Annotated in this window: 24 protein-coding genes; 7 read left to right on the top strand and 17 right to left on the bottom strand. The window is 73.5% G+C overall.

Annotated elements, in window-relative coordinates:
• Positions 1 to 184 precede the first annotated feature (184 nt).
• The 4 genes from otsB to crcB form a co-directional block, all read right to left on the bottom strand.
• Positions 185 to 931: a trehalose-phosphatase gene (gene otsB / locus FHU33_RS25275; RefSeq protein ID WP_246063182.1), complete on the bottom strand. Its 747-nt coding sequence runs from the start codon at positions 929 to 931 to the stop codon at positions 185 to 187.
• Positions 928 to 2,433 carry an alpha,alpha-trehalose-phosphate synthase (UDP-forming) gene (locus FHU33_RS25270; RefSeq protein WP_246063181.1) on the bottom strand — a complete coding sequence of 502 codons (1,506 nt, stop codon included), beginning with the start codon at positions 2,431 to 2,433 and terminating at the stop codon, positions 928 to 930. Before FHU33_RS25270 ends, otsB begins: the two co-directional genes overlap by 4 nt.
• Before the next feature lie 61 nt (positions 2,434 to 2,494).
• On the bottom strand, positions 2,495 to 2,848 hold the full coding sequence (locus FHU33_RS00680; protein WP_170182272.1) for a fluoride efflux transporter FluC: 354 nt from the start codon (positions 2,846 to 2,848) through the stop codon (positions 2,495 to 2,497).
• Positions 2,845 to 3,216 (bottom strand): fluoride efflux transporter CrcB, encoded by a 372-nt coding sequence (gene crcB / locus FHU33_RS00675; protein ID WP_142023618.1) that lies wholly within the window; start codon positions 3,214 to 3,216, stop codon positions 2,845 to 2,847. Before crcB ends, FHU33_RS00680 begins: the two co-directional genes overlap by 4 nt.
• Positions 3,217 to 3,317: 101 nt before the next feature.
• Between crcB and FHU33_RS00670 the strand changes: the two genes are divergently transcribed.
• A complete protein-coding gene (locus FHU33_RS00670; RefSeq protein ID WP_211354952.1) occupies positions 3,318 to 4,415 on the top strand; it encodes a CaiB/BaiF CoA transferase family protein in 1,098 nt (365 codons plus the stop codon).
• A gap of 82 nt (positions 4,416 to 4,497) precedes the next feature.
• Here FHU33_RS00670 and ngg read toward each other — a convergent pair whose 3' ends face one another.
• The 3 genes from ngg to FHU33_RS00655 form a co-directional block, all read right to left on the bottom strand.
• Positions 4,498 to 6,216: an N-acetylglutaminylglutamine synthetase gene (ngg, locus tag FHU33_RS00665; protein ID WP_246063180.1), complete on the bottom strand. Its 1,719-nt coding sequence runs from the start codon at positions 6,214 to 6,216 to the stop codon at positions 4,498 to 4,500.
• Positions 6,217 to 6,264: 48 nt separating this feature from the next.
• Positions 6,265 to 8,049: an N-acetylglutaminylglutamine amidotransferase gene (locus FHU33_RS00660; protein WP_142023617.1), complete on the bottom strand. Its 1,785-nt coding sequence runs from the start codon at positions 8,047 to 8,049 to the stop codon at positions 6,265 to 6,267.
• Between the two features lie 104 nt (positions 8,050 to 8,153).
• The gene (locus FHU33_RS00655) at positions 8,154 to 9,680 is read right to left on the bottom strand and encodes a S8 family serine peptidase (RefSeq protein WP_142023616.1); all 1,527 of its coding nucleotides are present in this window, start codon (positions 9,678 to 9,680) and stop codon (positions 8,154 to 8,156) included.
• Positions 9,681 to 9,888: 208 nt separating this feature from the next.
• Between FHU33_RS00655 and FHU33_RS24700 the strand changes: the two genes are divergently transcribed.
• Both FHU33_RS24700 and FHU33_RS00645 read left to right on the top strand, forming a co-directional pair.
• Positions 9,889 to 10,254: a hypothetical protein gene (locus FHU33_RS24700; protein ID WP_170182260.1), complete on the top strand. Its 366-nt coding sequence runs from the start codon at positions 9,889 to 9,891 to the stop codon at positions 10,252 to 10,254.
• Complete coding sequence (locus tag FHU33_RS00645; RefSeq protein WP_246063179.1) at positions 10,247 to 10,756, top strand: hypothetical protein; 510 nt, start codon at positions 10,247 to 10,249, stop codon at positions 10,754 to 10,756. The genes FHU33_RS24700 and FHU33_RS00645 overlap by 8 nt, the downstream gene beginning before the upstream one ends.
• Here FHU33_RS00645 and FHU33_RS00640 read toward each other — a convergent pair.
• Positions 10,672 to 11,373: a hypothetical protein gene (locus FHU33_RS00640; protein ID WP_142023614.1), complete on the bottom strand. Its 702-nt coding sequence runs from the start codon at positions 11,371 to 11,373 to the stop codon at positions 10,672 to 10,674. The genes FHU33_RS00645 and FHU33_RS00640 overlap by 85 nt on opposite strands.
• A gap of 162 nt (positions 11,374 to 11,535) precedes the next feature.
• On the opposite strand from FHU33_RS00640, the gene FHU33_RS00635 reads away from it, so the two are divergent.
• Positions 11,536 to 13,842 carry a SpoIIE family protein phosphatase gene (locus FHU33_RS00635; protein WP_142023613.1) on the top strand — a complete coding sequence of 769 codons (2,307 nt, stop codon included), beginning with the start codon at positions 11,536 to 11,538 and terminating at the stop codon, positions 13,840 to 13,842.
• 21 nt (positions 13,843 to 13,863) lie between these two features.
• Here FHU33_RS00635 and FHU33_RS00630 read toward each other — a convergent pair whose 3' ends face one another.
• Complete coding sequence (locus FHU33_RS00630) at positions 13,864 to 14,379, bottom strand: flavin reductase family protein (RefSeq protein ID WP_211355199.1); 516 nt, start codon at positions 14,377 to 14,379, stop codon at positions 13,864 to 13,866.
• 16 nt (positions 14,380 to 14,395) lie between these two features.
• The gene (locus FHU33_RS00625; protein WP_211354950.1) at positions 14,396 to 15,334 is read right to left on the bottom strand and encodes a hydroxymethylglutaryl-CoA lyase; all 939 of its coding nucleotides are present in this window, start codon (positions 15,332 to 15,334) and stop codon (positions 14,396 to 14,398) included.
• A 158-nt stretch (positions 15,335 to 15,492) separates the two neighbouring features.
• Between FHU33_RS00625 and FHU33_RS00620 the strand changes: the two genes are divergently transcribed.
• Complete coding sequence (locus FHU33_RS00620; RefSeq protein ID WP_142023611.1) at positions 15,493 to 16,401, top strand: GGDEF domain-containing protein; 909 nt, start codon at positions 15,493 to 15,495, stop codon at positions 16,399 to 16,401.
• A gap of 16 nt (positions 16,402 to 16,417) precedes the next feature.
• Here FHU33_RS00620 and FHU33_RS25265 read toward each other — a convergent pair whose 3' ends face one another.
• From FHU33_RS25265 to FHU33_RS00605, 3 genes are all read right to left on the bottom strand, one after another.
• Positions 16,418 to 17,035, bottom strand: coding sequence for a hypothetical protein (locus FHU33_RS25265; RefSeq protein WP_211354949.1), 618 nt, complete (start codon positions 17,033 to 17,035; stop codon positions 16,418 to 16,420).
• 77 nt (positions 17,036 to 17,112) lie between these two features.
• The gene (locus FHU33_RS00610; protein ID WP_142023610.1) at positions 17,113 to 19,365 is read right to left on the bottom strand and encodes an MMPL family transporter; all 2,253 of its coding nucleotides are present in this window, start codon (positions 19,363 to 19,365) and stop codon (positions 17,113 to 17,115) included.
• Between the two features lie 32 nt (positions 19,366 to 19,397).
• Positions 19,398 to 20,033, bottom strand: a complete 636-nt coding sequence (locus tag FHU33_RS00605) for a TetR/AcrR family transcriptional regulator (protein WP_170182271.1) — start codon at positions 20,031 to 20,033, stop codon at positions 19,398 to 19,400.
• A 124-nt stretch (positions 20,034 to 20,157) separates the two neighbouring features.
• Here FHU33_RS00605 and FHU33_RS00595 point away from each other — a divergent pair, with 124 nt between their 5' ends.
• Positions 20,158 to 21,030 carry a DUF559 domain-containing protein gene (locus FHU33_RS00595; RefSeq protein WP_170182270.1) on the top strand — a complete coding sequence of 291 codons (873 nt, stop codon included), beginning with the start codon at positions 20,158 to 20,160 and terminating at the stop codon, positions 21,028 to 21,030.
• Positions 21,031 to 21,036: 6 nt separating this feature from the next.
• On the opposite strand, the gene pgm is transcribed toward FHU33_RS00595, so the two are convergent.
• The 4 genes from pgm to FHU33_RS00575 form a co-directional block, all read right to left on the bottom strand.
• Positions 21,037 to 22,671 (bottom strand): phosphoglucomutase (alpha-D-glucose-1,6-bisphosphate-dependent), encoded by a 1,635-nt coding sequence (gene pgm / locus FHU33_RS00590; protein ID WP_142023606.1) that lies wholly within the window; start codon positions 22,669 to 22,671, stop codon positions 21,037 to 21,039.
• Positions 22,672 to 22,714: 43 nt separating this feature from the next.
• Positions 22,715 to 23,050 (bottom strand): YnfA family protein, encoded by a 336-nt coding sequence (locus FHU33_RS00585; RefSeq protein ID WP_142023605.1) that lies wholly within the window; start codon positions 23,048 to 23,050, stop codon positions 22,715 to 22,717.
• An 85-nt stretch (positions 23,051 to 23,135) separates the two neighbouring features.
• Positions 23,136 to 23,909 (bottom strand): S1 family peptidase, encoded by a 774-nt coding sequence (locus FHU33_RS00580; protein ID WP_142023604.1) that lies wholly within the window; start codon positions 23,907 to 23,909, stop codon positions 23,136 to 23,138.
• A gap of 66 nt (positions 23,910 to 23,975) precedes the next feature.
• Positions 23,976 to 24,824 (bottom strand): alpha/beta fold hydrolase, encoded by an 849-nt coding sequence (locus FHU33_RS00575; RefSeq protein WP_142023603.1) that lies wholly within the window; start codon positions 24,822 to 24,824, stop codon positions 23,976 to 23,978.
• Positions 24,825 to 24,890: 66 nt separating this feature from the next.
• On the opposite strand from FHU33_RS00575, the gene FHU33_RS00570 reads away from it, so the two are divergent.
• A complete protein-coding gene (locus FHU33_RS00570) occupies positions 24,891 to 26,633 on the top strand; it encodes a DEAD/DEAH box helicase (RefSeq protein WP_142023602.1) in 1,743 nt (580 codons plus the stop codon).

Below are 26,633 nucleotides of genomic sequence, written 5' to 3'. Positions count from 1 at the left end.
TCAGCGCTTTTCGCCTAACTTTTTGTCGACTTCCGCCGGCCATGACTCGAGCCGAGAAACGGCGCAGAAAGCCAGCGACCTGGGAGAAAGCGACGGAGCCCACCGATTGTCGACAACGGCAGGGCGGCGACCTGAGCGCGGGACGCACGTCATCGACGACACCCTCACGCGCAACTTGATTGCCTCAGGCGTCGAGCAGGTCCGCCAGCCGCTCCAGGACGGCGAGGGCACCGGCCGTGTCGGGCACCCGGTGGCGGGCGTCGGTCTCGCCATCGCCGACCTTGATCGTGACGTCCGAGGCGCCGAGCGCACGGAAGGCGTCCTCGTCGGTGACGTCGTCGCCGAGGTAGACGGTGGCGGCGGCGCCGAGCTCGCCGGCCAGGCGGAGGAGGGCACTGCCCTTGTCGGCGTCGGTGACGGCCAGTTCGAGCACGTCCTTGCCGGGCTTCATCGTCAGTGACGAATCTGCGAGCGTGCGCACCTCATCGAGCAGCGCGGCGGCGGCAACGCGATCAGGAACCGGTCGAACGTGGACCGCGACGCTCGCCGGCTTGACCTCGAGCCGGGCCCCGGCAACGCGGGCGACGACCGGCGCGAGTTGGGTGACCAGTGCGTCGCGTCGGGCGGCGAGCTCGCCGGTGAGGGGACCGTCGAACTCGGCCCCGTGACTGCCCACCCACCGGAAGGGGCCGGACAGCCCGCTCGTCGTCCGCAGGTCGGCGACGCCCCGGCCGCTGACCAGAGCCACCGTCACGCGGTCGGCGTCGACCAGCCGGGCCAGCACCTCGGCGACCCCCGCCTCCGGGACGGCGGCCGACGGGTCGTCGCGCAGCCGGGCCAGGACGCCGTCGTAGTCGCTCGCGACCAGGAGCGGCCGCCGGCTCCCGAATGCAACGAGTGCCGCGTCGAGATCCGGAGGCAGGCCGCTCACCCCTGCGCCCCGCCGCGCCCCGCCGACAAGGGAGCCGATTCCCGGCCCGCCGCGCGGCCGGTCGGCTGGCCGGAGGCCTGGCTGCGCAGAGCCTCGAAGAAGGAGCTGGCCCAGTGGTCCAGATCGTTCTTGAACAGGTGCCTGCGCATCGCGCGCATGCGCTTGGCTCCCTCGGCCGGTTCCATGCGCAGCGCCCGGAGCAGCTGGCTCTTCACACCGGCGATGTCGTGCGGGTTGACCAGGAACGCCTGCTTGAGCTCGGCGGCGGCGCCCGCGAACTCCGAGAGCACCAGGGCTCCGCCCAGGTCGCCGCGGGCGGCGACGTACTCCTTGGCGACGAGGTTCATCCCGTCGCGGTACGGGGTCACCAGCATCACGTCGGCGGCGCGGTAGAGAGCGGCCAGCTCCTCCCGCGGCATCGACTGGTTGAAGTAGTGCACCGCCGGCCCGGCGATCGAGCCGAAGACCCCGTTGATGTGGCCGACCTGCTGCTCGATGGTCTCCCGCATGTGGACGTAGTGCTCGACGCGCTCGCGGCTGGGCGTGGCGACCTGGACCAGCACGGTGTCGGGCGCCTCGACGGCGCCGTCCTCGAGCAGCTCCTCGAAGGCCTCCAGGCGGACGCCGATCCCCTTGGTGTAGTCGAGCCGGTCGACGCCCAGGATGATCGTGGACGGGCTGCCGAGCTCCTCGCGGATCTCCTTCGCCCGCGCGAGGACCTCGGGGGAGCGAGCCAGCTCGTCGAAGGCCGCCACGTCGATGGAGATGGGGAAGGCCCGGGCGGCGACGGTACGGCCGTCGTACTCGACCACCTGACCGCGGGCCGGCAGGTCGTGCAGCCGCCGGGCGAGCTGGACGAAGTTCTGCGCCGCGGCGGGCCGCTGGAAGCCGACGAGGTCGGCGCCGAGCAGACCTTCGACGATCGCCGAGCGCCAGGGCAGCTGGGTGAACAGCTCGTAGGGCGGGAAGGGGATGTGCAGGAAGAACCCGATCGTCAGGTCCGGCCGCTGCTGGCGCAGGAGCGCGGGGACCAGCTGCAACTGGTAGTCGTGCACCCACACGATCGCGTTCTCCGCGGCCACCTCCGCGGCCCGCTGGGCGAAGCGCTTGTTGACCTGGACGTAGGTGTCCCACCAGTTCCGGTGGTACTCGGGCTTTTCGACGACGTCGTGGTAGAGCGGCCACAGCGAGGCGTTGGACATGCCCTCGTAGTAGCGGTCCACCTCGTCGTCGGTGAGGGCGACCGGGATCAGCGACATGCCACCGGACTCGAAGGGCTCGGGCGCCTCGCCGGCCGAGCCCGACCAGCCGACCCAGGCCCCGCCGCGGCCCGCGACGAACGGTTCCAGCGCGGTGACGAGCCCGCCGGGGCTGCGCTGCCATCGCGGTTCGCCGTCGGCCCCGGTGACCTGGTCGACCGGCAGCCGGTTCGCGACGACGACCACGGGGCTGTCCGCCCCCACGCCGTCGCCCGTGCCGTCGTCCCCGTCGTTGTCCGCCATACCGCCCCCGACCCTACTGAGCCGCCGCCGGTCCCGCCCTCCGGCCCCGGCACGTCGCCGATCAGGATGCGGTCAGTGCGTAGCCGGCCGCCGCCACCCCCAGTCCGAGCACGAGGGTGGCCGCGAGATAACCCAGCGCCCGCGCGAGCGCCCGCTCCTCGAGCAGCCGGACGACGTCGGCGCCGAAGGTCGAGAAGGTGGTGAGCGTCCCGCAGAAGCCGGTGCCGACCAGCGCCAGGACGGCGGGGGAGAGGTCGGCCAGGCCGAGCAGGACCCCCAGCAGGGCGCTGCCCACCACGTTGACCGCGAGCGTGCCGCGCGCGGGGTCGCCGTCCCGGCGCGCAGCCAGCCTGGTCGCGAGCAGCCGCAGCGGAGCCCCCGCGGCGGCACCCATGACCACCAGCAGCGGCGTCACCGAGCCGCCCGCCGTGCCGCCACCGCGCCGAGAGCGACGGCGGCCACGCCACCGAGCGTCGACAGGAGCACGTAGCCGACGGCCAGGGCGAGGGCCCCGTCGTCGAGCAGGTCGACCACCTCGACCGCGAAGGTGGAGTACGTCGTGTAGCCACCGAGCACGCCGACCCCGAGGAACGGACGCGTCCAGGACGGCTCCGAGGACCGCGTGGCGAGGACGGCGAGCAGGGCGCCGAGCAGGAAGCAACCGGTCAGGTTGACCAGCAGCGTGGCCCACGGCCAACCGGCGGGGGAGGGCAGCACCTCGGCGACCGCCCAGCGCGCCAGCGCGCCGAGGGCACCACCCAGCGCCGCCAGCAGGTACGCCATCGGCGCCGCGCCCTCCCTCTGTCCGGACCCGTGATCGCGTCGGGCAGCATGCCCCCGAGAGGGTCGCACGACGGCGGCCCCACACCGGGGAGGGAATCGGCGTGGGACCGCTGCAGGGCGTGCGGGTGGTGGAGTTCGCCGGGCTGGGGCCGGGTCCGTTCTGCGGCATGCTCCTGGCCGACCTGGGGGCCGACGTCGTCCGGATCGACCGCCGGGGCGCCCGCGGCGGCATGCTCGGGTCGCTGGGGGCGACGTCGCTCCTCGACCGCGGCAAGCGCTCCATCGCCCTCGACCTCAAGGATCCCGCCGACGTCGAGGTCGTCCGGGCGCTGGTCGAGCGGGCCGACGTCCTGCTCGAGGGTTTCCGGCCCGGAGTCATGGAGCGCCTGGGACTCGGGCCCGACGACCTGCTGGCGCTGAAGCCGTCGCTGGTCTACGGCCGGATGACCGGGTGGGGGCAGACCGGGCCGCTCGCAAGCACCGCGGGCCACGACATCGGCTACATCGCGCTGACCGGGGCGCTGGGCGCCACCGGGCGGCCCGACGAGCGGCCGGCGCCGCCGATGAACCTGCTGGGCGACTTCGGCGGCGGGGGAGTGTTCCTCGCCCTGGGCGCCCTGGCCGCCCTGCTGCACGCCCGGACGACCGGGGAGGGCCAGGTCGTGGACGCCGCCATCGTCGACGGCACCGCCGTGCTCACCACGATGATCCACGGCATGCTCGACGCCGGCGTGTGGCGTGACCGACGTGGGGTGAACCTGCTCGACACCGGCGCCCCGTTCTATGACGTCTACCGGTGTGCCGACGGGCGGTTCCTCGCCGTCGGGGCGCTCGAGGAGCAGTTCTACGCCGCGCTGCTGGACGGGCTCGGAGTGGCCGGCGACGAGACGCTGCCCGATCGGAACGACCCGCGCCAGTGGCCGGCCCTGCGGGAGCGCTTCACCGACCTCTTCGCCGCCCGCACGCGGGACGAATGGTGGGCCGAGTTCTCCGGCACCGACGCCTGCGTCGCGCCGGTCTGGTCACTGCTGGAGGCCACCCGCGACGAGCACATCCGCGAGCGGCGCGTGTTCACCGAGGTCGACGGGGTCGTGCAGCCCGACGTCGCCCCCCGCTTCTCCGCGACCCCCGGCTCGGTCGGCACGGTGCCCGCACCCGGCCAGCACAGCGACGAGATCCGCGCCGAACTCGGCCTCTGACCACCTGGGCATAGGTACCTATGCATGCGTTCTGGGGCCGCAGACGCATGTATAGGTACCTATGCCTGGGCGCCGGCGGAGGTCAGCGGCGGCGGGTCTCGGGGAACAGCAGGTCGACGAACCGCTCGGCCACCGGCTGCGGCTCGTGGTTGGCCAGCCCCGGCCGCTCGTTGGCCTCGATGAACACGTAGTCGGGGCGGTCGACGGCGGGGACCAGGAAGTCGACGCCCGTGACCGGGATGCCCAGTGACTCGGCGGCTCGGACGGCGGCCTCGGCGATCTCCGGGTGCAGCCGGTCGGTGACGTCCTCGATCGTGCCGCCGGTGTGCAAGTTCGCCGTCCGCCGGACGGGCACTCGCTCGCCGTGCGGCGGGACGTCGTCCATGCCGTAGCCCGCCGCGGCGACCACCTCGGCGGTGGTGTCGTCCAGCGGGATGCTCGACTCGCCGCCGGTGGCCCGCTCGCGGCGCCGGCTCGTCGCCTTCACCAGGTCCACCACCGGGTGCTGCCCGTCGCCGACCACCTCCGCCGGGCGCCGGACGGCGGCGGCGACGACCTGCCGGTCGATGACGACGACCCGCAGATCCTCGCCAGCGACCAGCTCCTCCACGAGGACGTCGGGACAGAACTGCAGGGCGTGCGCCACGGCCCGCTCCAGGCCGGCGTCGTCGGACACCCCGACGGTGATCCCGCGCCCCTGCTCACCGCGGGCCGGCTTCACGACCACCGCGCCGACGTCGGCCAGGAGTGCGCGGGCGTCGCCGAGGTCGCCCTCGCAGGCGACGGCACCCCGGGCCACGCGGACACCGGCGCGCCGCATGATGCGCCGGGTCACCCGCTTGTCGTCGCAGCGGCTCAGGGCCACGGCGGTGGTGAACTCCGACAGCGACTCGCGGGTGAGCACCGTCCGCCCGCCGACGGTCAGCCGCATCTCGCCCCACTCGGCGTCGGTGACCTCGACCCGGATCCCCCGCCGCAGTGCCTCCTCGGCGATGATCAGCGCGTACGGGTTGAGCTTCTCCAGCCCGGGCGGCCGCGAGGCGAACAGCGGAGTGTTGATCGGGTTCTTGCGCTTGACGCAGACCGCGGGCACCCGGGCGAAGCCCAGTTTGCGGTAGAGCTTGATGGCCGGGGTGTTGTCGTGCATCACCGAGAGGTCGAGATAGGCGCGGCCGCGCGCCACGTACCGCTCGACCAGGACCCGCGCGAGGGCCTCGCCCGTGCCCGCGGGCGCGTCCTGCTTGTCGGCGACCAGGCACCAGAGGCTGGTCCCGCCCTCGGGGTCGCCGAACGCCAGCGCGTGGTCGACGCCGGTCACGGTCCCGACGATCTTCCCGGTCCGGGTGTCCTCGGCGACCAGGTAGGTGAAGGTGCGGGTCCGGTGGTTGGCCCACATGGTCGCCGTATCGGCCGGGACCATCCCGTTGCGGGCGTAGAGGTCGTTGATCTCCCCCATCTCGGCCTCGGACGTCACCGTGCGCACGAAGACGCCGCGGATGACCTCGGGCCGGGGGCGGTACCGGTGCAGGTAGAGCCGGTAGGTGAGCGACGGGTCGATGAACAGCTCGTCGGGTGCCATCCCCACCAGCACCTGCGGGTCGCGCGGGTAGACGCAGATGTCGCGCCGGCCGGTCTCCTCGCCGCGCAGCACGTCGACGATGCCGCGCAGGTCCCGGAACGTCTGCCCGAAGACGAGCTGGCCCCAGCCGAGGTCGAGGACGACGTCGGCGCCCATGCCCTCGATCTCGTGGGCGGACGGCTCGTGCCAGGACCGGCTGGTCAGCACGGGGGTGGGCGTCACGGGCGTGCGGCGGCGGTGGCCGGCGACACGTGGGGGAGCCACGGGGGGTCAGACCGCGTGGGTCTGCAGCCAGAGCTCGAGCAGCCCGAGCTGCCAGAGCTTGTTGCCGCGCAGCGGGGTGAGCTCGCCGTTGGGGTCGGCGAGCAGCTCCGCAACGTACTCCGGCCGGAACAGCCCGCGCTCCCGGGCCGCCTCGGAAGCCAGAGCGTCCTTCACGAGACCCAGCACCTTGCCCTCGAGGTGGGTGATCGCCGGCACCGGGAAGTAGCCCTTCGGCCGGTCGATGACCTCCGGCGGGATGATCCGCCGGCCGATCGCCTTGAGGATCCCCTTGCCGCCGTCGGCCAGCTTCAGCTCCGGCGGGCAGAGCGCGGCGAGCTCGACCAGGTCGTGGTCGAGGAACGGCACCCGCGCCTCCAGGCCCCAGGCCATGGACATGTTGTCGACCCGCTTCACCGGGTCGTCGACGAGCATGACCTCGCTGTCCAGACGCAGCGCGGCGTCGACGGCCGTCTCGGCTCCGGGGCGCGACATGTGGTCGCGGACGAAGGCCAGGCTCGGGTCGGAGTCCAGCGCGTACCGGTCGGCGACGACGCGCCCCATGGCCGCGTGGTCGCGGTCGAAGAACGCCTTCGCGTACTTCTCCACGGCCTCCTCGCGCCCGGCGCCGGCCAGCGGGGGATACCAGTGGTAGCCGGCGAACACCTCGTCGGCGCCCTGCCCGGACTGGACCACGCGGATCGTCTCGCTCACCCGCTCGCTGAGCAGGTCGAAGGCGACGACGTCGTGGCTCACCATCGGCTCGGCCATGGCTCCGATCGCGTGCCCGAGCGCCGCCGACAGCTCGTCGGAGGTCACCCGGATGCGGTGGTGGTCGGTGCCGAAGTGGTCGGCGATGACGTCGGAGTAGGCGAACTCGTCGCCCTCCCGTCCGCCCACGGACTCGAAGCCGATGGAGTAGGTGGCCAGGCCGGCCTGCCCGGCCTGGGCGAGCAGTCCGACGATCAGGCTGGAGTCCAGGCCGCCGGACAGCAGCACGCCGACCGGGATGTCGGCGACCAGGCGCCGGCGGACGGCGACCCGCAGCGCCTCCTCGACGGCGTCCTCCCAGTCACGGGGCGACCAGTTCCGCTGCTCGGGACGGCGCTCGTAGCGCGGTTCCCAGTAACGCTGCTCGGTGCTCGACCCGTCGGACTCCACCACCCGCACGGTGGCCGGGGGGAGCTTGCGGACGCCGTTCAGGATGGTGCGCGGCGCCGGGACGACGGCGTGCCAGGTCAGGTAGTGGTGCAGGGCGACCGGGTCGATCGAGGTGTCGATCCCGCCGCCCTTCAGCAGCGCGGGGAGGGTCGAGGCGAACCGGAGCCGCTTACCCGGCGTCTCGGCCAGGTAGAGCGGCTTGATGCCCAGCCGGTCGCGGGCCATGACCAGCCGGCCGGTGTCCCGCTCGTGGATCACGAACGCGAACATCCCGTGCAGGTGGGAGACGACGTCGGTGCCCCAGTGGTGATAGCCCTTGAGGATCACCTCGGTGTCGCTGTGCGAGAAGAAGCGGTAGCCGTGGCCCTCGAGCTCGGCCCGCAGTTCCTGGTAGTCGTAGATGCAGCCGTTGAAGACGGCGGTCAGCCCGAGCTCGTTGTCCACCATCGGCTGGGAACCGCAGGTGGAGAGGTCGATGACCGACAGCCGGCGGTGCCCGAAGGCCACCCGGCCGTTGCTCGCGAGCCCCTGACCGTCGGGGCCGCGGGGTACGAGGGACTCGACCATGCGGGCGACCGCGGTCGTGTCGGCCAGGGACCCGTCGAAAGTGATCTCGCCGCAGAGGCCGCACATACGTACTGATCTAACTCCCGCCACTCACCGAACGCGACGCCGGGACGGCCCGGGGTGGCGCAGCTCACCCACCCCGGGCCGGTGTTCCACGTGGAACGCGGCGGTCAGCGCCGCTTCCTGGGTCCGGTGACCGGACGCCGTCCCTGCTGTCCCTCGGACGTTCCGGTGAGGGACTGCGCCGCGGCCACGACGTCCACCAGGCCGGTGCCCTTGTCGTAGGACGTCGTGTACCCGCCGACCGTCTGGTAGGCGGCGCCGTCGGAGTACCGGTGCGTGGTGCCCTTCAGCGCCGCCTCGATCTCGGCGGGGGTCGCCGTCGGGTCGGCCTGGAAGAGCTGGGCGACGATGCCGGCGACGTGCGGCGCGGCCATCGACGTCCCGCTGATGGTGTTGAACGTGCCGGCGTCGAGCAGGCCCGGGCCGTTGCGCGGGTCCAGGCCGGTGGCGCAGATCGGCAGGTAGAGCCGGCAGGCCGACGTGATGTTCTCGCCGGGGGCGGAGAGGTCCGGCCACGTCGAGGGGTCGGACGAGTCGCCGCGCGAGGAGTACTCGCTGACCACGCCGTCCCGGGTGCCGGTGTCCTGGTCGTAGTAGGAGGCCACCGAGAGGATGCCGCCGGTCGGGTCCTGGCCGGACGGGTTGGTGACCGACGCCGACCCGTCGCCGCCGTCGTTGCCGGCGGCCCAGACGGTGACGACGCCCTCGGCGGCCAGCGCGCGCTGGAGCTTGACCGTGGCCGAGTTCGGGTCGAACTCGCCGCCGCCCACCGGGCCGTAGGAGTTGTTGGTGACCTTGATGGGCGGGCACTCCGCGGCGGGGACGCCCTCGCCGCACGGCGCCTGGTGGTTCTCCAGCACCCAGTTGAGCGCGGAGTCGGCGCCCACGATCAGCAGCACCGCACCGGTGGAGATGGACACCAGGCTCGCGCCGGGCGCGGCGCCCTGCAGTGAGCCCCCGTCGCCCAGAGCCGTCGGCCGGCCGGCGACGATGCCGCTGACGTGCGTGCCGTGCCCCCCACCGGAGATCGTGTCGGTGTCGACGACGGTGGGGACTTCCACGACGCAGTCGGTGCCGGTGTCGGACTCCACCAGGCACAGGCTCTTCAGGTTCGCGACGACGGCGCTGCTGCCGTCCGGATTGCGGAAGTAGGGGTGCGTCGGGTCGACGCCGGAGTCGATGACGGCCACCGAGACGCCGCTGCCGTCCAGCGCCGAGCCGTTCGCGCCGGTCAGGGTGGCCACGGCCTCGGCGCCGCGGGTGGCGGTGTTCGACGTCTCCTGCGTGAAGGCGATGGGGGTGTTGCCCTCGAGGTAGGTGACCCCCGGCTCGGTCCGCGCCGCTTCGATCTGGTCGGCGGTGCCCGACGCCACGACGACGCCGATCCGCTCGAACTCCGTCACCGCCCGCATCCCGGTCGCGTCGACCGCGGCCCGGGCGGCGTCGATGCCGGTGCCGTGCACCAGCACCGTCGCCCGCGCCGCGCCGGCCAACCCCTCGAGCTGGCCGGCGAGGAAGTCCTGCACGGGAGCGAGCGGATCGGACGGCGCTGCGTGGGCGGGCGCGGCGAGGAGGGCGCCGGCGACGACGGCGCCGGACACCACCCCGAGCAGACGACGGGACGACGGGTTCATGGCGCTCCTCGCGGGGGTCACGGCGGCGGACGTGACCGGACAACGAGGCTGCGCCGTAGGGGTTACTCGGTAGTTACGGTCAATTCCACGGAACGGCGATCAGGTGGCCGTCCCGCAGCACTGCCCGCCGGGCCTGCGACGGTCGCGGCAGCGAGCGGGAGAGGATGGGCCCCGTGCAGGCCAGCCTCCTCCTCGCGGATCGACACCGGTGACGCCGTTCCTCGTGGGCACGATCACGGTGGTGGCGGTGGTCGTGACGCTGCTCGGACTGCTCTCCACGCTCGCCCACCGGCGCATCGGCCTGCTGCACCTGGCCGCTGCCGGGCTGCTGGAGGCACTGCTCCTGCTCCAGGCCGCCCTCGCGGTCGCGGCCCTCGTGGGCGGCGAGAGCCCGGAGGACACCCCGACGTTCCTCAGCTACCTCATCGGCGTCGCGCTGGTGCCGGTCGCGGGTGTGCTGTGGGCACGGACGGAGCGCACCCGCTGGGCGGGCACCGTGCTCGCCGTGGCCGGTGCCGTCGTCGGCGTCATGGTCTGGCGGCTGCTGCAGCTCTGGGAGACCACCGGTGCGTGAGGACCGCGCACTGGGCGCGCCGGCCGAGAGCGGTGGCGGCCCGGGGACATCGGGCCCGGGGCGGGTGCTGGTGGCGGTCTACGGCACCTTCGCACTGGCTGCCGGCGCCCGGGCGGCAGTACAGCTGGCCACCCGGTTCGACGAGGCACCGGTGGCCTACCTGCTGTCGGCGCTCGCTGCGGCGGTCTACGTGGTGGCCACCGTCGGGCTGGTCCGTGGCGGCGTGGCCGGACGGCGGACCGCCCTGGTGGCGATCACGGTGGAGCTGATCGGCGTGCTCGTCGTCGGCACGCTCTCGATCGCCGATCCGGCGGCCTTCCCCGACGAGACGGTGTGGTCGGGCTACGGCCGTGGCTACTACTTCGTGCCGCTGGTCCTGCCGGTGCTGGGGCTGCTCCTGCTGCGACGGCCCACGGCTCAGAAGTCGCCGCCCCCGAAGTCGCCCCCGAAGTCCCCGCCCCCGAAGTCCCCGCCGCCGAAGTCGCCGCCGCCGTCCCCGTAGTCGCCGGCGCCGTCCTCGAAGCCCTGGGCGTAGGCCTCCTCGTCCCCTCCGCCGAACAGGCCGCCGTCACCGATCCCGGAGTCGAACAGCGCGTCGGCGACGGCGGTCCCGATCACGAGCCCGCCGATGGTGCCGAGGAGGCTGCCGCCGATCATGCTGCCCATCCCGGGCCCGCCGTAGCCCCTGCCGTAGGCACCGCCATTGCCCCCGCCGTAGCCGGGCCCGTAGCCGCCGAGGGCCCGCTCGAGGGTGCCGGGCTGCCGCATCTCGGCGCGGGTGGCGACCCGGGCGAGGGTCTCGGGGTCGTCGGTGCGTGGCCGCTCACCGGAGGGCACGGCGGCCGCGAGCTGCGCCAGCACCTGCTGTCGCTGGTCGACGGTGAGCTGGCCGAACGCCTCGGTGTGGGCCTGCTCGATCTGCTCGGGCGGCGCCGTGCGCAGCAGGTAGCGGTACCGGGCGATCGCCTGGTCGTCGGGCAACTGCTCGCGGCGGCCGGACGGCCCGCCCGGCGGCCCGTACTGCTGCGGTGCGTACGCCTGCTGCCCGTACTGACCGGAGCCGTGCTGCTGGGGGCCCCCGCGCGGATGGCGGCCGAAGAGGCGATCGAGCAGTCCCATGGTGGTTCCTCTCGGCGTGACCGCGGAGCGCGGCGTCCGCTCCGGTGACGAACGGACCGGGACAGGCGTTCCCCGGACGACGTCCCGCCACACGCTCCCAGGCAGGAGCCCAGGTCAGGGCGGAGCAACAGCCGTGGAGACAGGTACGTGGCACACGGTTAGATGGCCTCCGTGCCGTCCGAGCGTGACCGTTCCGGGACTCCCCTCGCACCCGAGGCAGACCTCGGGCAGCAGGTGGGCATCGTCACCGCCGCCAGCGCCGCCGTCGCCGATTCCGGGAAGGCGGCGCACGCCGGCCTTCCCGGCGTCCTGGCCGACGTGCCGGTCGCCGTGCTGGTCATCGACCGGGAGGCCGGCTCCGTCGTCTACGCCAACACCGCGGCGGTGCACCTGGCCGGCGACGTCGGGCTGCCCGTGGACATCGACACCTGGGGCGCGGCGGCGGGTCTGACCGACCTGGCCGGCCGGCCGCTGGCGACCAGCAGCGGGCCGCTGTCGACGGTGGCCCAGGGGCGCCCGGTCACCGGCGAGGCCGTGCGGCTGGCGCCCGGGACGAGCACCGAGCCCGGACGTGCGGGGGCCGCGGACGCCGGCGGCCTCGGTGACCAGCTGCTCTGGGTGACCGGTTTCCCGCTGTCCCGGGCCGGGAGCGACCAGCAGCTCTCCCTCGTGGTCTTCCTGCACCTGGACCCGCCGGAGCAGAGCGGCGACCCGGACGCCTACCTGCAGGCGCTGCGGGAGCGGGCGGTGATCGCCACCGACATCACCTTCACCATCACCGACCCCCGCCAGCCGGACGACCCGCTCGTCTGGGTCAACCCGTCGTTCACGCGGGTCACCGGCTACGAGGCCGACGAGGTCATCGGGCGCAACTGCCGGTTCCTCCAGGGGCCGGCCACCGCCGCCGACGCGGTGGCGACGATCAGGGCGGGGCTCGAGGCGCGCGAGACGGTCACCACGACGCTGCTGAACTACCGCAAGGACGGCACCGCGTTCTGGAACCAGCTGTCGGTCAGCCCGGTGTTCGACGGGGACGGCGACCTGGTCAGCTTCGTGGGCGTGCAGACCGACGTCACCGAGCGCGTGCGGGTGGAGCGGGAGCGGGAGGCGGCGTTCGCGGCCGAGCAGGCCGCGCGGCAGGAGGCCGAGCTCGCCCGCTCGGTGGCGGAGCAGGCGCAGACGGATGCCGAGCACGCCCAGGCAGCGGCGGAGCGCGCCCAGGGCCGGCTGGCGCTCATGGCCGAGGCCACCAGCACGCTGATCGCCACGCTCGACATGTCCGAGCTCCTGGACCGGCTGACCGGCCTGTGCGTGCCCCGGCTCGCCGACTGGGCCTACGTCACGGTGCTCGACGAGTACGGCGAGATCCACGACGCCGTCGCCCGCCACCGCCACGGCCGGGAGGCGGATCTGCGGGAGTTCACCGCCCAGCACGTGATGCACCTGCCGGCCATGTCGCCCAGCCGCCGGAGCATCTCGACGTCACAACCGGTGCTGCTGGCGGAGGTGACGCCGGAGATCCTCGAGGAGGCCGTCACGTCCCCGACCGCGCGGGAGGCCTTCCACCGGCTGGGCGGCAGCTCGGTGCTGACCGTTCCCATGCTCGCCCGCCGCCGGACGCTCGGCGCCATCGCTCTGGTCCGGACGTCCGCCGACCGTGCCTTCACCCGCGACGACGTCGAGATCCTCGAGGACCTCGCCGGGCGGGCCGCCCTGGCGATCGACAACGTGCGGCTCTACCAGCGGGAGCACGCGGTGGCCGATACCCTGCAGCGCTCCCTGCTGCCGGTCCTGCCCGAGGTGCCGGGCATCGTGGCCTCCGCCCACTACGTCAGTGCCTCGTCGGTGGCCGACGTGGGCGGCGACTTCTACGACCTGCTGCACCTGCCCGACGACTCCGTCGGCATGGTGGTGGGGGACGTGGTCGGTCACGACGTGGCCGCCGCCGCGGCGATGGGGCACCTGCGCGGGCTCCTGCGGGCCTGCATCTGGGACGCCGAGGACGCCGACCCGGGGCGGATGCTGGCGCGCGTGGACCGGCTGGTCCAGGGTCTGGGGGTCGCCTCGCTCGCCACCATGGTCTACGCCCGCGCGGTCCGGCCCGAGACGGCGGGAGCGCCGTGGCGGCTGCACCTGGCCAGCGCCGGCCATCCCCCGGCGCTGCTGCGGTCACCCGGCGGCGACGTACGGGTGCTCGAGGAGATCACCGGGATGCTGGTCGGCGTGGACGCGGAGGCCCACCGTTCGACCGTCGTCCTCGACGTCCCTGCCGGTTCGACGCTCATCGCCTACACCGACGGGCTCATCGAGCGCCCGGGCGAGGACATGGACCAGGGCATCCACGAGCTGCGCGAGCGGATCGCCGCGGCACCGGTCGGCGCGGGGCCGCGGGAGCTCTGCGACGCCGCGGTCAGCGCGGCCCTGGACCACCGGGACGACGTCGCGCTGCTCGCCGTCCGCTTCGGCTAGATCCGCCCGTCCGGAGCCGGATCAGGCGTCGTCGCGGTGCAGCAGGCCGTAGGAGCCGCGGTGGAACAGCAGGGGACGCCGGTCGGGATGCGAGCCGAGGTCCAGAACCCGGGCGACGACGATCGTGTGGTCGCCGCCGTCGTACTCCGCCCAGAGCTCGCCGTCGATCCAGGCCACGACGTCGTCCAGCACCGGCGAGCCGTGCGGCGATGCGGTCCACGGGACGCCGTCGAACTTGTCGGTCCCGGAGCGGGCGAAGTTCTGCGAGACGGCGTCCTGCCCCTCGGCGAGGACGTTGACGCAGAACCGGCCGATCTCGCGCAGCTGCGGCCAGGTCCGTGACGTCCGCGCCGGTGCGAAGGCGATCAGCGGCGGGTCGAGCGACAGCGAGCTGAACGACTGGCAGGTGAAGCCGATCGGGCCGTCTGCGGTGTCCGCGGTCAGCACCGTGACGCCGGAGGGGAAGTGGCCGAGCACCTCGCGCATCAGGCGCGGGTCGACGATCTGAGGGGCGCCGTCCGGTGCCACCTGGTCCATCACGCCGCCTGCTCCATCAGGAGGCGTCCGGCGCCGGCCGGGGGACCGAGCGGCCGCCGGCGCGGTAGAGGGAGCTGGGCAGCTCGTGCCCGACGGCGTCCTCGGTGATGCGGGCGGCGGCGAGGACGGCCTCGAGGTCCAGCCCCGTGCGCACGCCGGACTCCTCGAGGAGGTAGACCAGCTCCTCGGTGGCGATGTTGCCGCTGGCACCGGGCGCGAACGGGCAGCCGCCGAGCCCGCCGACGGAGGAGTCCAGCTGGGTCACGCCGGCCTGGATCGCGGCGAGCGCGTTCGCCTGCCCCGTGCCGCGGGTGTCGTGGAAGTGCACACCGACGGGCACGCCGGGGCAGGCGCGCCGGACGGCGTCGAGCAGCTGGACGACGCGCAGCGGGGTGGTCGTGCCGATGGTGTCGCCCAGGCACAGCTGGTCCGCACCGGCCGTGACGGCGGCCCGGGCGACGTCCACCGTGCGCGGGATCGGCGTCCGTCCGTCGAAGGGGCAGTCCCAGGCGGTGGCGATGATGACCTCGAGCGACCCGCCGGCACCGTGCGCGAGGCCGGCGATCTCGCCCACCGCGCCCACCGCGGCGGCCGTGGGGCGGCCGGCGTTGGCGCGGCTGTGCCCGTCCGACGCCGAGACGACGTACTCGAGGTGGGCCACCCCGGCGTCGACCGCCCGTACCGCCCCGCGCGCGTTGGCGACCAGCGCCGACCAGTGCACGTCGCCCCAGCGGGAGAGCTCTGCGGCCACCTGGTCGGCGTCGGCGAGGGCGGGAACTGCCCTGGGGGAGACGAACGACGTGGCCTCGATCCGCCGGACGCCCGTGGCGACCAGGGCGTCGAGCATCGCGAGCTTGGCGTCGAGGGGGAGGGGCGCCTCCAGCTGGAGACCGTCGCGCATGCCCACCTCGCGGATGTCGACCGCCGTGGGCAGCACAAGGTCGAACTCGATCACGGAAACTCCTCGACTGTCAGTGGTCCCCCGCATCCTGCACCTCTCGGCGGGGATCGCGGCGAACACCCTGGCGGGTGACGCGGAACGGTTCCGTGACGTCTATCCGGTGGAACGGGGTACCGGGCGCGCAAGATGGACGTGGGGGAAGAAGGTGATCGGTGATCGACGTGGATGTGTCCCTGCCGCCGGCAGACCGGCGGAGCGCTTTCGCCAACGCCCCCATGGGCATCGCGCTGACCACCCCGTCCGGCGTGCTCGTCGATGCCAATCCCGCGCTCTGCGCGATGCTCGGGCGGACGGCGGAGGACCTCTACGGCCACTCCTACCTCGGGGCCGTCCATCCGGATGCCGCTTCGACGGCCCGCGCGGCGCACGCCGCGCTCGCGGCCCAGCCCACCCGTCCGATGCGACACGAGACCCGGCTCGTCCACGCCGACGGCACCGAGCTCCCCGTCCAGGTGACCGGCTCCTGGGTTCCGGAGACGGCGGGCGGCCAGGCGGCCCACCTGGTGCTCATCGTCGAGGACATCACCGAGCGCAAGGCTCTCGAGGCGCAGCTGGTCCACCGATCCCTGCACGACCCGCTCACCGGGCTGCCGAACCGCCTGCTGTTCCAGGACCGGCTCTGGCACGCCCTCGAGCGAGGCCGTCGGGAGAGCACCCCGACCTGCGTGCTGATCATCGATCTCGACGGGTTCAAGGCGATCAACGACGAGCTCGGCCACCCCATGGGCGACCTGGTTCTGGTGACCTTCGCCGAGCGCCTGCGCTCGGTGCTGCGCGCCAGCGACACCGCGGCGCGGCTGGGCGGCGACGAGTTCAGCATCGTCTGCGAGAACACCGAGCCGGTCGACGCGGAGGTGCTCGCGGAACGGCTGCGCGCGCAGGTGACCGAGCCGCTGGTGCTCAAGGGGACGACGGTCACCGTGGGGCTGAGCATCGGCATCGGCTCGGTCGCCGGCGGGGACCACCCCAGCGACGTCTACGAAGGTGTCGTCCGCGAGGCCGACGACGCGATGTACGCCGACAAGTCGCGCCGTCGGCGACGGGCGCGCCGGGAGTCCTGACCGGGCCGGCAGGCGGTCAGCCCGCGGCGGCCCAGCCACGGACCTGCGGCTGACGGGCGAAGACTGCCGTCAGCACCGGGAGCGGCAGGGCGAGCACCACGACCATGAGCATGCCTCCGAGGTCGCCGCCGTCGAGGGTGACCGTGCCGACGAGCGTGACGAGGGCCAGCACCGCCACGGACGCGAAGGCCCCGCGGAGCAGCAGCACGGGGGACCCACGCCCCAGCAGGACCGCCGCTCCGGCGATGACGGCGACCGCGCACGGGAGGCCCAGCAGCATCAGCAGCGCCGACGGGTCGTGGTCTCCGCTCCCGAGCGTGAGAACGACGACCATGCACACCAGGAGCGTGAGCGCTCCGGTGACGAACCCGAGCACGGCCGCTGCCGTGGCGGCCCCCGGTCGTCCCGGCCCGTACGGCCAGGTGCCAGGGATCCCGTAGCCGTAACCGGGCGGCGGGCCGTAGCCCGGCGGCGGGCCGTAGCCCGGCGGTGGGCCGTAGCCGGGCGGGCCGTAGCCGGGCGGGCCGTAGCCCGGCGGTGGGCCGTAGCCCGGCGGCGGGCCGTAGCCGGGCGGCGGGCCGTAGCCCGGCGGCGGGTAGGCGTCCCAGTCCTGCGTGGTGCCCTCACCGTTCACGCCGGTCAGTCTGCCGGGGAAAGGCGCCCGTGCCGGTCATCACGGCGGCACGCGTCACCCGTCCGGACCAGAGGCGTTCAGCGCCCCGCGGCGAGCGCCTCCGCCGGGCGGGGAGCGGCCGGCTCCGGCGCGGCAGCGAGATGGGCGCCCTCGACGTCGAGGTCCGGAAGGATGCGGTCCAGCCAGCGGGGCAGCCACCAGGCCGACCGGCCGAGCAGGGCAAGGACGGCGGGCACCAGCGTCATCCGCACCAGGAAGGCGTCGACGAGGATGCCGACCGCCAGGCCCAGGGCGATCGCCTTCACGATGACGTCCTCGATCGTCACGAAGCTGGCGAAGACCGAGAACATGATCAGCGCAGCCGCCACGACCACCCGGGAGGCGTGCCGGGCACCGATGACGACGGCCTCGCGGGGGGTGGCCCCGTGCACGTACTCCTCCCGCATCCGCGACACGAGGAACACCTCGTAGTCCATGGCCAGCCCGAACAGGACGGCCATCAGCAGGATCGGCAGGAAGCTGATCACCGGGCCGGTGGCGGGGACGCCGAGCAGGTCGCTGAACCAGCCCCACTGGAAGACGGCGACCACCGCGCCGAACGAGGCGGCCACCGACAGCAGGAACCCGACCGCGGCCTTGATCGGCACGAGGATCGAGCGGAAGACCAGGAGCAGCAGCACCAGCGCCAGCCCCACCACCACGACGGCGAAGGGCAGCAGCGCCTGGCCCAGCCGGTCGGAGACGTCGATGGCGACCGCCGTCTGCCCGGTGACCGCCAGGGCGGCACCGGTCTGCGCCTCCAGCTCCGGTGCGAGGTCGCGGATGTCGCCGACCAGCGCGTTGGTGGCCTCCTCCTGCGGGCCGCTCTCCGGGATCACGGTCACGATCGCGGTGGTGCCGTCGGGCAGCAGGGTCGGCTGGGCGTAGGCCACGTCGTCCAGGCCGCCCTGGAACTCGCCCGGAGTGGCGGTGGGCGTGCCGCCGATGGCGGCGGCGATCGCGCCGACGGACCGCTCGGCGGTGGCCGGGTCGAGGCCCTCCACCAGCACCACCAGCGGGCCGTTGAGGCCGGGCCCGAAGTTCTCGCTGATCAGGTCGTAGGCCTGCCGCTCCGGGCTCTCCTCCGCCGCGGTGGAGTTGTCCGGGAGCGCGAGCTGCAGCTGCGGCGCCGGGATGGCGAGCACCACGAGACCGGCCAGGACGGCGAGGACGGTCAGCAGCGGCCGGCGGGTGACGAGCCGGGTCCAGCGGGCGCCCATCGAGCCGCCGGTGCCGGTGCCCTCCTGGGCGTCGGCCAGCTCGCGTCGCTCGGCCCGGGAGCCCGGCTTCGGGGCCAGCCGCTTCCCGGCGAAGCCCAGGAGGGCGGGCAGCAAGGTCAGCGCCACCAGGACGGCGAGCAGCACGGTGCAGGCCGCCCCGACGCCCATCACGGTGAGGAACGGGATCCCGACGACGGCCAGGCCCGACAGGGCGATGACCACGGTGAGCCCGGCGAAGACGACCGCGGAGCCGGCGGTGCCGACCGCCCGGGCCGCGGACTCCTCGGGGTCCATCCCCGCGGCCAGCTGGGTGCGGTGCCGGGACAGGATGAACAGCGTGTAGTCGATACCGACCGCCAGGCCGATCATCAGCGCCAGCGTGGGCGCCGACGAGGACAGCGTCACCAGGTTCGAGGTGAGCAGCAGCGCACCCATGCCGATGGCGATGCCGATGAACGCGATCAGCAGGTTCATCCCGGCGGCCAGCAGCGAGCCGAAGGTCAGCACCAGCACGAGCACCGCCACGGCTACGCCGATGAACTCGGTGGCGCCGATCGCCACGCCCGTCGTCCCGAAGGCGTTGCCGCCGACGGCGACCTCGAGCCCGGCCTCCTCGGCGGCCGTCGTCGTCTCCTGCAGGGCGTCGAGCGTCCCCGGGTCCAGCAGTTCGCGCTCCACGTCGAAGGAGACGGTGGCCAGCGCCGCGCCGCCGTCGGGCGCGATCGCCCGGGTCTGGAAGGGGTCGGCCACCGAGCCGACCTGGCGGGTGGCCGCGGCCGTGGCCACGACCTCCTGGATGGCGGCGGCGAACGCGGGGTCGGCGACGGTGGCGCCGTCGGGGGCGACGAAGACGATCTGGGCGCTCGCCCCACCGGCGCCGGGAGAGGCCTCGTCCAGCTGGTCGAGGGCGTCCTGCGACTCCGAGCCGGGGATCGTGAACTCGTCGTCGAAGCTGCTGCCCACGGTGAGCAGGAGGGCGACGACGGCGCCGAGGACGGCCAGCCACGCCACCGAGACCAGGCCGCGGTGGCGGTAGGAGCCGCGGCCGAGCCGGGCGAGCAGGGTTGCCATGGGAAGGAGTTCTCCGAAGTCGGGGGCAGGGATCAGGACGACGTGACGGCGGAACGGAGCAGGAGGAGCAGGGCGGTCCGCTCGAGGTCGGTCGCATCGTCGCGTCCGGCGGGGTCGGTGGCCTGCGCGACCACGAGGCCGTCGTGCAGCGCGAGGACCATGCGGGCCAGTCGGTCCGCCGGGAGGGTGAGCCGCAGGCGGGCCCGCGCGACGCCGTCGTCGATGAGCTGGGTGAGCCGGGCGTGCAGGGTCGCCGAGTGCTCGAGCAGCGCGGCGGCCGCCTCGGCGTGCCGGGCGGCGTGCAGGCGGTACTCCGTGAGGACCAGCACCCAGGTGCGGTCGGCGCGGAAGGTGGACAGGCAACGCTCGACGGCGGCGGTGACCGGGTCGGACTCCTGCTCGATGCCGACCAGCTGCTGCTCGGCCAGCGCGAGGTTGCGTGCGGTCTCCCGTGCGAACAGCGCCCCGAACAGCTCGTCCTTGGTGCGGAAACTGGAGTAGAAGGCGCCGCGGGTGAAGCCGCCGCGGCGGCAGATGTCCTCGACGCTGGCCGCGGCGAACCCGACGTCGGCGAAGGTCTCGAGCGCGGCGTCGAGCAGGCGCTCGACGGTCTCCGCCCGGCGCCGTCTCGGCCGCTCGGTGGCGTCCAGGCTCTGCGAGTCAGCCATCACGATGCAGAACTGTATCCGATACAGCGATGTATCGAGGGCCACACAGGTGCGTTTATGGCCATAACCGCCACGCCTGTGGACGGCGCCGACCGGGGATCGCCGCTCCGGCGAGGCTTCCGGCGTGACCACCTACGTGCGACTGCTCCCAGGTGTCTTCATCGGGAGCCACGCCGTCGCCGAAGGGTTGCTGACCCCGGGTCAGCTCCGTCGCCGCGGATACCGGCGCCTCCTGCACGGCGTCTATGCCGACCCGGGGATCGAGTACGACCACCGGCTCCGGTGCCGTGGCGCCGCCCTCCTCCTGCCGCCAGGCGCCGCGATCGGCGGGCATTCGGCGGCCGCGTGGTACGGCGCACCGTTCGCCGGCACCTCCGATCCGGTCACCGTGGTGTGCCCCCCGACTCTCGAGTGGAAGGGTCCGCGGGGCGTCCGGGTCCATCGGAGCCGATCACCGTTCGGCGTCGTCACCGACGCCGACGGCGTTCCGGTGACGACGGCGGTGCGGACTGCATGGGACACCGCGGCACTGGAGCCGCTCGGGACCGCGGTCGCCGCCCTCGATGCCATGGTGCGGTCCGAGGCCGTCGGGCTCGCCGAGCTGTCGGCGATGACGCTGGCAGGCGCCGGACAGTGGGGCGTCGCGAAGGTCCGCCGGGCCGTCGGCCTGGTCGATCCCCGCGCGCAGTCGGCACCGGAGTCGAGAGTTCGGGTGTCGCTCGTCCTCGCCGGACTGGAACCCGTTCCGCAGTACGAGGTCTGCGGTGGAGAACGTCCGATCCATGTGGACCTGGCGTTCCCGGATGCTCGCATCGCCATCGAGTACGAGGGCGCGTACCACTTCGAGGACGACCAGATCGTGCGCGACGACGTCCGATACGCCCGGCTCCGAGCCGCCGGGTGGACCGTCATCCGCCTGAGCGCCGCGGACCTCCGCGACCTGGATGCCGTCGTCGCCCGGATGCGGGCCCTCCTCACGCGGCAGTTATGGCCATAAACGCTGTCAGGTGCCGAGCGCGGTGCTCACGACGGCGCGGGCCTCCTCCTGCACCTGCGCGAGGTGCTCGGAGCCCCGGAAGGACTCGGCGTAGATCTTGTACACGTCCTCGGTCCCCGACGGGCGGGCGGCGAACCAGGCGCTCTCCGTCGTCACCTTGAGCCCGCCGATCGCGGCGTCGTTGCCCGGCGCTCGGGTCAGCTTGGCGGTGATCGGCTCGCCGGCGAGCTCCGTCGCGGTGACGTCGTCGGGGGACAGCTTGCCTAGCGCGGCCTTCTGCTCCCGGCTCGCCGGGGCGTCGATCCGGGCGTAGGCGGACTCGCCGAAGTGGTCGGTCAGCTGCTTGTGCAGCTTCGAGGGGGACCGGCCCGTCACGGCCTGGATCTCACCGGCCAGCAGCGCCAGCAGGATGCCGTCCTTGTCCGTCGTCCAGACGCCGCCGTCCCGCCGCAGGAACGAGGCGCCGGCCGATTCCTCGCCCCCGAAGCCGACCGACCCGTCGAGCAGGCCGGGCACGAACCACTTGAAGCCCACCGGGACCTCGACCAGCCTGCGGCCGAGGTCGGCCACGACCCGGTCGATCAGCGAGCTCGAGACGAGCGTCTTGCCGACGGCGGCTCCGGCGGGCCAGCCCGGCCGGTGGCTGAGCAGGTACGCGATCGCGACGCCGAGGAAGTGGTTGGGGTTCATCAGCCCGGCGTCGGGGGTGACGATGCCGTGGCGGTCGGCGTCGGCGTCGTTGCCGGTGGCGATCTGGAACTCGTCCTTCCGGCCGACCAGGGACGCCATGGCCGACGGGGAGGAGCAGTCCATGCGAATCCTGCCGTCCCAGTCCAGCGTCATGAACCGCCAGGTGGGGTCGACCAGCGGGTTGACCACCGTGAGGTCCAGGCGGTGGCGCTCGGCGATCGCGGCCCAGTAGTCGACGCTGGCGCCGCCCAGGGGATCGGCGCCGATCCGCACGCCCGCGTTCCGGATGGCGTCGAGGTCGACGACGTCCGGCAGGTCGTCGACGTAGCTGCCGAGGAAGTCGTATCCGCTGACGGCGCGGCGGGCCTGCTCGAGGGGCACCCTGCGGACGCCGCTGAGCCCCGCCCGCAGCAGGTCGTTCGCCCGGCCGGCGATCCAGCCGGTGGCGTCGGTGTCGGCCGGGCCGCCGTGCGGCGGGTTGTACTTGAAGCCGCCGTCCCGCGGTGGGTTGTGCGACGGGGTGACGACGATGCCGTCGGCCAGGCCGGTCGTCTTCCCGCGATTGGCGGCCAGGATGGCGTGGCTGACCGCCGGCGTGGGCGTGTAGCGCTCTCCGGCGTCGACGAGCACGGTCACGTCGTTGGCGACGAGGACCTCCAGCGCCGTCGCCCAGGCCGGCTCGGAGAGCGCGTGGGTGTCGCGGCCGATGAACAGGGGGCCGTCGAACCCCTGCCGCGCCCGATACTCGCAGATCGCCTGGGTGGTGGCCAGGATGTGCGCCTCGTTGAAGGCGGCGTCGAAGCTGGACCCCCGGTGCCCGGAGGTGCCGAAGACCACCTGCTGCGCCGGCTCGCCCGGATCGGGCTCGACCGTGTAGTAGGCGCTGACGAGCGCGGGGACGTCGACCAGGTCGCTGGGCTGGGCGGGCTGTCCGGCTCGGGGGTCGCTCATGCGCTGATCTTGACCCGCCGCGGCCCCCTCCCGCGACCTGATCTCAGGCGGCGCGCGGGGCGTACATGATCACTGCGACGCCGACCAGGCAGATCAGCGCACCGGCGACGTCCCACCGGTCGGGCCGGAAGCCGTCCACGACCATGCCCCACAGCAGCGACCCGGCGACGAAGACGCCGCCGTACGCGGCGAGGATGCGGCCGAAGTTCGCGTCGGGCTGCAGCGTCGCGACGAACCCGTAGAGCCCCAGCGCGATCACCCCGGCGCCGATCCAGATCCAGCCGCGGTGCTCCCGGACGCCCTGCCACACCAGCCAGGCCCCGCCGATCTCGGCGATCGCGGCGAGCACGAACAGCAGGACCGAGCGGGCGACCGTCACCGCTGGACGGTATCGACCGGCCCGGCAGTCGCTGTGGGCAGCGTCCAGCGCTCGCCGACGACGTCCTCGCGCCGGTCAGTCCCCGTCAGGACAGGTCGGTCACGACGCTGTTCACCCACGGGAGGACCACGTCGACGCGGGCGGTCGTCTCCTGCTGCCGGTGCGGACAGGCCGGCCCGCCGCTCTCCACGGAGACGAGCGCCGGCGTCGGGCTGTCGGTGAAGTACGGCGCCCCGGAGTCGTACGGGCAGGCGCTGGTGTCCTTGGCCGGCCAGTGTCCCTTCACCAGGACCGTCGTCGATCGGACGCTGCTGACCGAGACCTGACCCCAGTAGAGCTGCTCGCTCGGTGGGCCGTCGCTGGTGGTGGCGCCCCATCCGGCGAAGGTCAGTACCTGACCCCTGGCCGGTTTGGCCGTGTTCAGCGCGATCGGCGTGATGCCCTCGACCGGCGCGTCGAGCCGTGCGACCGCGATGTCGTTCGTGCTCGACTGCTCGACCCACGTGACCGTCCGGGTCACGCCGGCATCCGGATCGGTGGTGCTGGCGGTACCCAGGCGGGCGGTGGTCGCGTACCGGGGGGCACCGCTCACCCGGTTGCGGTCACCGTCGTGGAAGCAGTGCCCGGCGGTCATGATCCAGGTCGGAGAGATGAGGGCTCCGGAGCACGCGCTGTCGTACGTCGTCCCGTCCGACCGCATGATGTCGTCCAGCTTCAGCTGCACGGCGAAGGGGAACTGCCCCTCCTCGGCCGCCACGCCGTTGGCGATGGCCGCGGCCGGCGCCATACCGAGCGCTCCCACGGCGAGGACCGCGCTGGACGCGGAGATGACGGCGGCCAGGACTCGGGGCAGACGCATGAGGATCCTTCGGCGGTACGGATCGGCGGGCTCGCGGAAGGTACCAGGGGTCGCACGCGCCGCCGGTCAGCTCTCGACGGTGTCGAGGAACCGGCGCACGGTCGCGAGGAAGACCTCGGGTTGCTCGGAGTGCACCCAGTGGCCGGCGTTCTTGATCCGGACCAGCCGGGTGGCGGGGAAGAGGGCGTCCATGTGCGGGCGGTCCTCGTCGAGCACGTAGGTCGAGTTCGCGCCCGCCACCCAGAGGACCGGGCCGTCGTAGGTGGCCCCGGGCGGGGGCTCGGGGAAGCCGCGCAGCTCACCGAGGTCTCGCTCGAGCAGCTCCAGGTTCAGCCGCCAGCACCACCCGTCGCCGTCCGCCCCCTCCCGCACCAGGCTCTGCAGCAGGAAGCTGCGGACCATCCGGCTGGGGACGGCGGTCTTCAGGGCCTCGTCGGCATCGGCGCGGGTCGTCAGCGCGTCGAGGTCCATCGCCCGCATGGCCGCGATGAACGCGGCGAACGGCGAGGCCTCCTCGTCGGGGTCGTCGGTGCGGCCGCCCGTCAACGGGTACTCGACCGGCCCGATGTCGACGACGACCAGCGCGCGCAGCAGTTCCGGGCGCCGCAGCGCGAGCTGCATCGCCACCTTCCCGCCCATCGAGTGGCCGACGAGCGTGACCGGCTCCCCCAGGTGCTCGAACTCCGTGGCCAGCATCTCGGCCATGTCGAGGTAGTCGACCCGGTCGGTCCACGGGGAGTGCCCGTGGTTGGGCAGGTCCACCAGGGTCACGCGATGGCCGTCCGCCAGCCCCTTGGCGATCGTGGTCCAGTTCCGGCCCTGACCGAACAGCCCGTGCACGAAGACGACCCGCGGCCCCGACTCCCCCACGGTGCGCGTGGCGAGACGCTCGTCGTCCCCTTCGTCGTCGGTCACCCGGCGATTCCATCAGACGTTCCGTCGGTGCCGCCGCCTACCGTGCCGGGGACGAGGGGGAGAGCCATGCCAGGCCGGCCACGCCGAAGCAAGAACAGCCGCAGCACGAGCAGCAGGACGACGAGCCGCAGGACGACCACCACCGCGAAGCGCGCCACCGCACCGGCGCGGTCGAAGAAGCCGGCGCCGGAGACTCCGAGCGCGGGTCCGGGCGAGCGGGTGTGGGTGCTCGCCGTGCCGTTCCGCGCGCCGGCGCCGGGAGCGGTGTGGCACGCCGGCCTGCAGGCGCACGTCTGGGTCGGCCCGGACCTGCCACCGGAGCTCGCACCCTACGACCCGGCGCCCTACACGTTCGAGCGCTTCCTGGAGGACGAGCTCAACGAGAAGCCGCGGGCGGTCCCTCTGGCCCGGCCGATGACGCCGCGGGACCAGCAGTGCGACGGCGCCGACGTGGTGGCCGCCCACGCGGCAGCGGGCGGCCGGGTGTTCCTGCTCGGTGACGACCCCGGCGTGGGCAAGACCGGGACGGCGATCCTCGCGGTGAAGGCGATCGCCGAGCAGCGCGACGTCCGGACCGTCCTGGTGATCGCCGACCGCCCGGCCGCCATCACGATCCCGCACTGGACGCGCTCGATCGCCGGGTTCGGCGACGGCGGCCTCCGCTGGTGCGTGACCACCTGGGACCGGCTGGCGAAGGTCTCCACGCTCCGGTTCGACGTCGTCGTCGCCGACGAGGCGCACATGGTCCGGCACACCACCACCCAGCGCTGGAAGCACTGGAAGGCAGTGTCCGGGGCAGGCCGGGTCAAGGACGCCCCGTTCGTCCTGGCCTGCACCGCCACCCCCGCGCACACCCCGCTCGAGCTGCCCTACCTGGCCCCGGAGTTCGCCGTCCGGCACGGGGAGTCGATCCGAGAGTGGGCGGACCTGCCGAAGCGGCTCGAGGCCCACGGGTTCCACGTGGAACGTGGCCGCTACGGCTGGCAGTGGTCCGAGGACGCCGACGCCCGCCGCACCGACCTGACGCGGCTGCAGTCGTGGCTGGCCGACGCCGACCCGCCCGCCACGCTGCACCGCCCGGCGCCCTGGGGTCCGGTGTCGGTGACCGGCACGCCGGTGGCACTGACCCCCGCGGAGCGGGCCGCCTACGAGTCGGAGTGGTCGGAGTTCCGGGCGGAGATGCAGCTGGCCCGCAAGGCGCGGCAGAGCGCGAAGGGCCGGGCCGCGCTCATGCGGTTCCGCCAGAAGGCCGGGCTGATCCGGGTGCAGGCCACCGTCGACTGGGTCCGGGCTCAGGTGGAGGCCGAGCGCCAGGTGGCGGTCTCGGTCGAGTTCGTCGAGACGGCGGCCGACCCGATCCGCGAGGCCCTGCTGGACGCGGGCATCCCGGTCGCCGGCATCTACGGCAGGGACCGCTTCGATGTCGAGCGCGAGCGGCTGCGCTTCCAGCGGGGCGACGCGATGGTCTGCGTGTTCACCGTGACGGCGTCCATCTCGCTGCACGCCGGCGAGACTCTGCCGGACGGGCGGGCTGCCTCGGACACCCCGCGGGTGGGGCTCTTCCACCAGCCACGGTTCTCCGGCATCCAGGCCCGTCAGGTCACCGGCCGCACCCACCGGGACGGGAAGACCTCGCCGTGGCGGATCGCGTTCGCCGAGGACACCGTGGAGGAGCAGGTGGCGCGCGTGATGGTGGAGCGGCTGGCAGTCAGCGGCTCGGCCGCGGGCGCGGACACGTCGTCCCTCCGGGAGATCGCCGAGCTGCTCGACGCCGACTGGCTGCCCGCGGCGGCACTGGTCGACGGCTGA

The organism is Blastococcus colisei, from assembly GCF_006717095.1.
GTDB lineage: Bacteria > Actinomycetota > Actinomycetes > Mycobacteriales > Geodermatophilaceae > Blastococcus_B > Blastococcus_B colisei.
The sequence above is the reverse complement of the archived record's forward strand: the minus strand, read 5'-3'. Positions and strand labels throughout refer to the sequence as shown.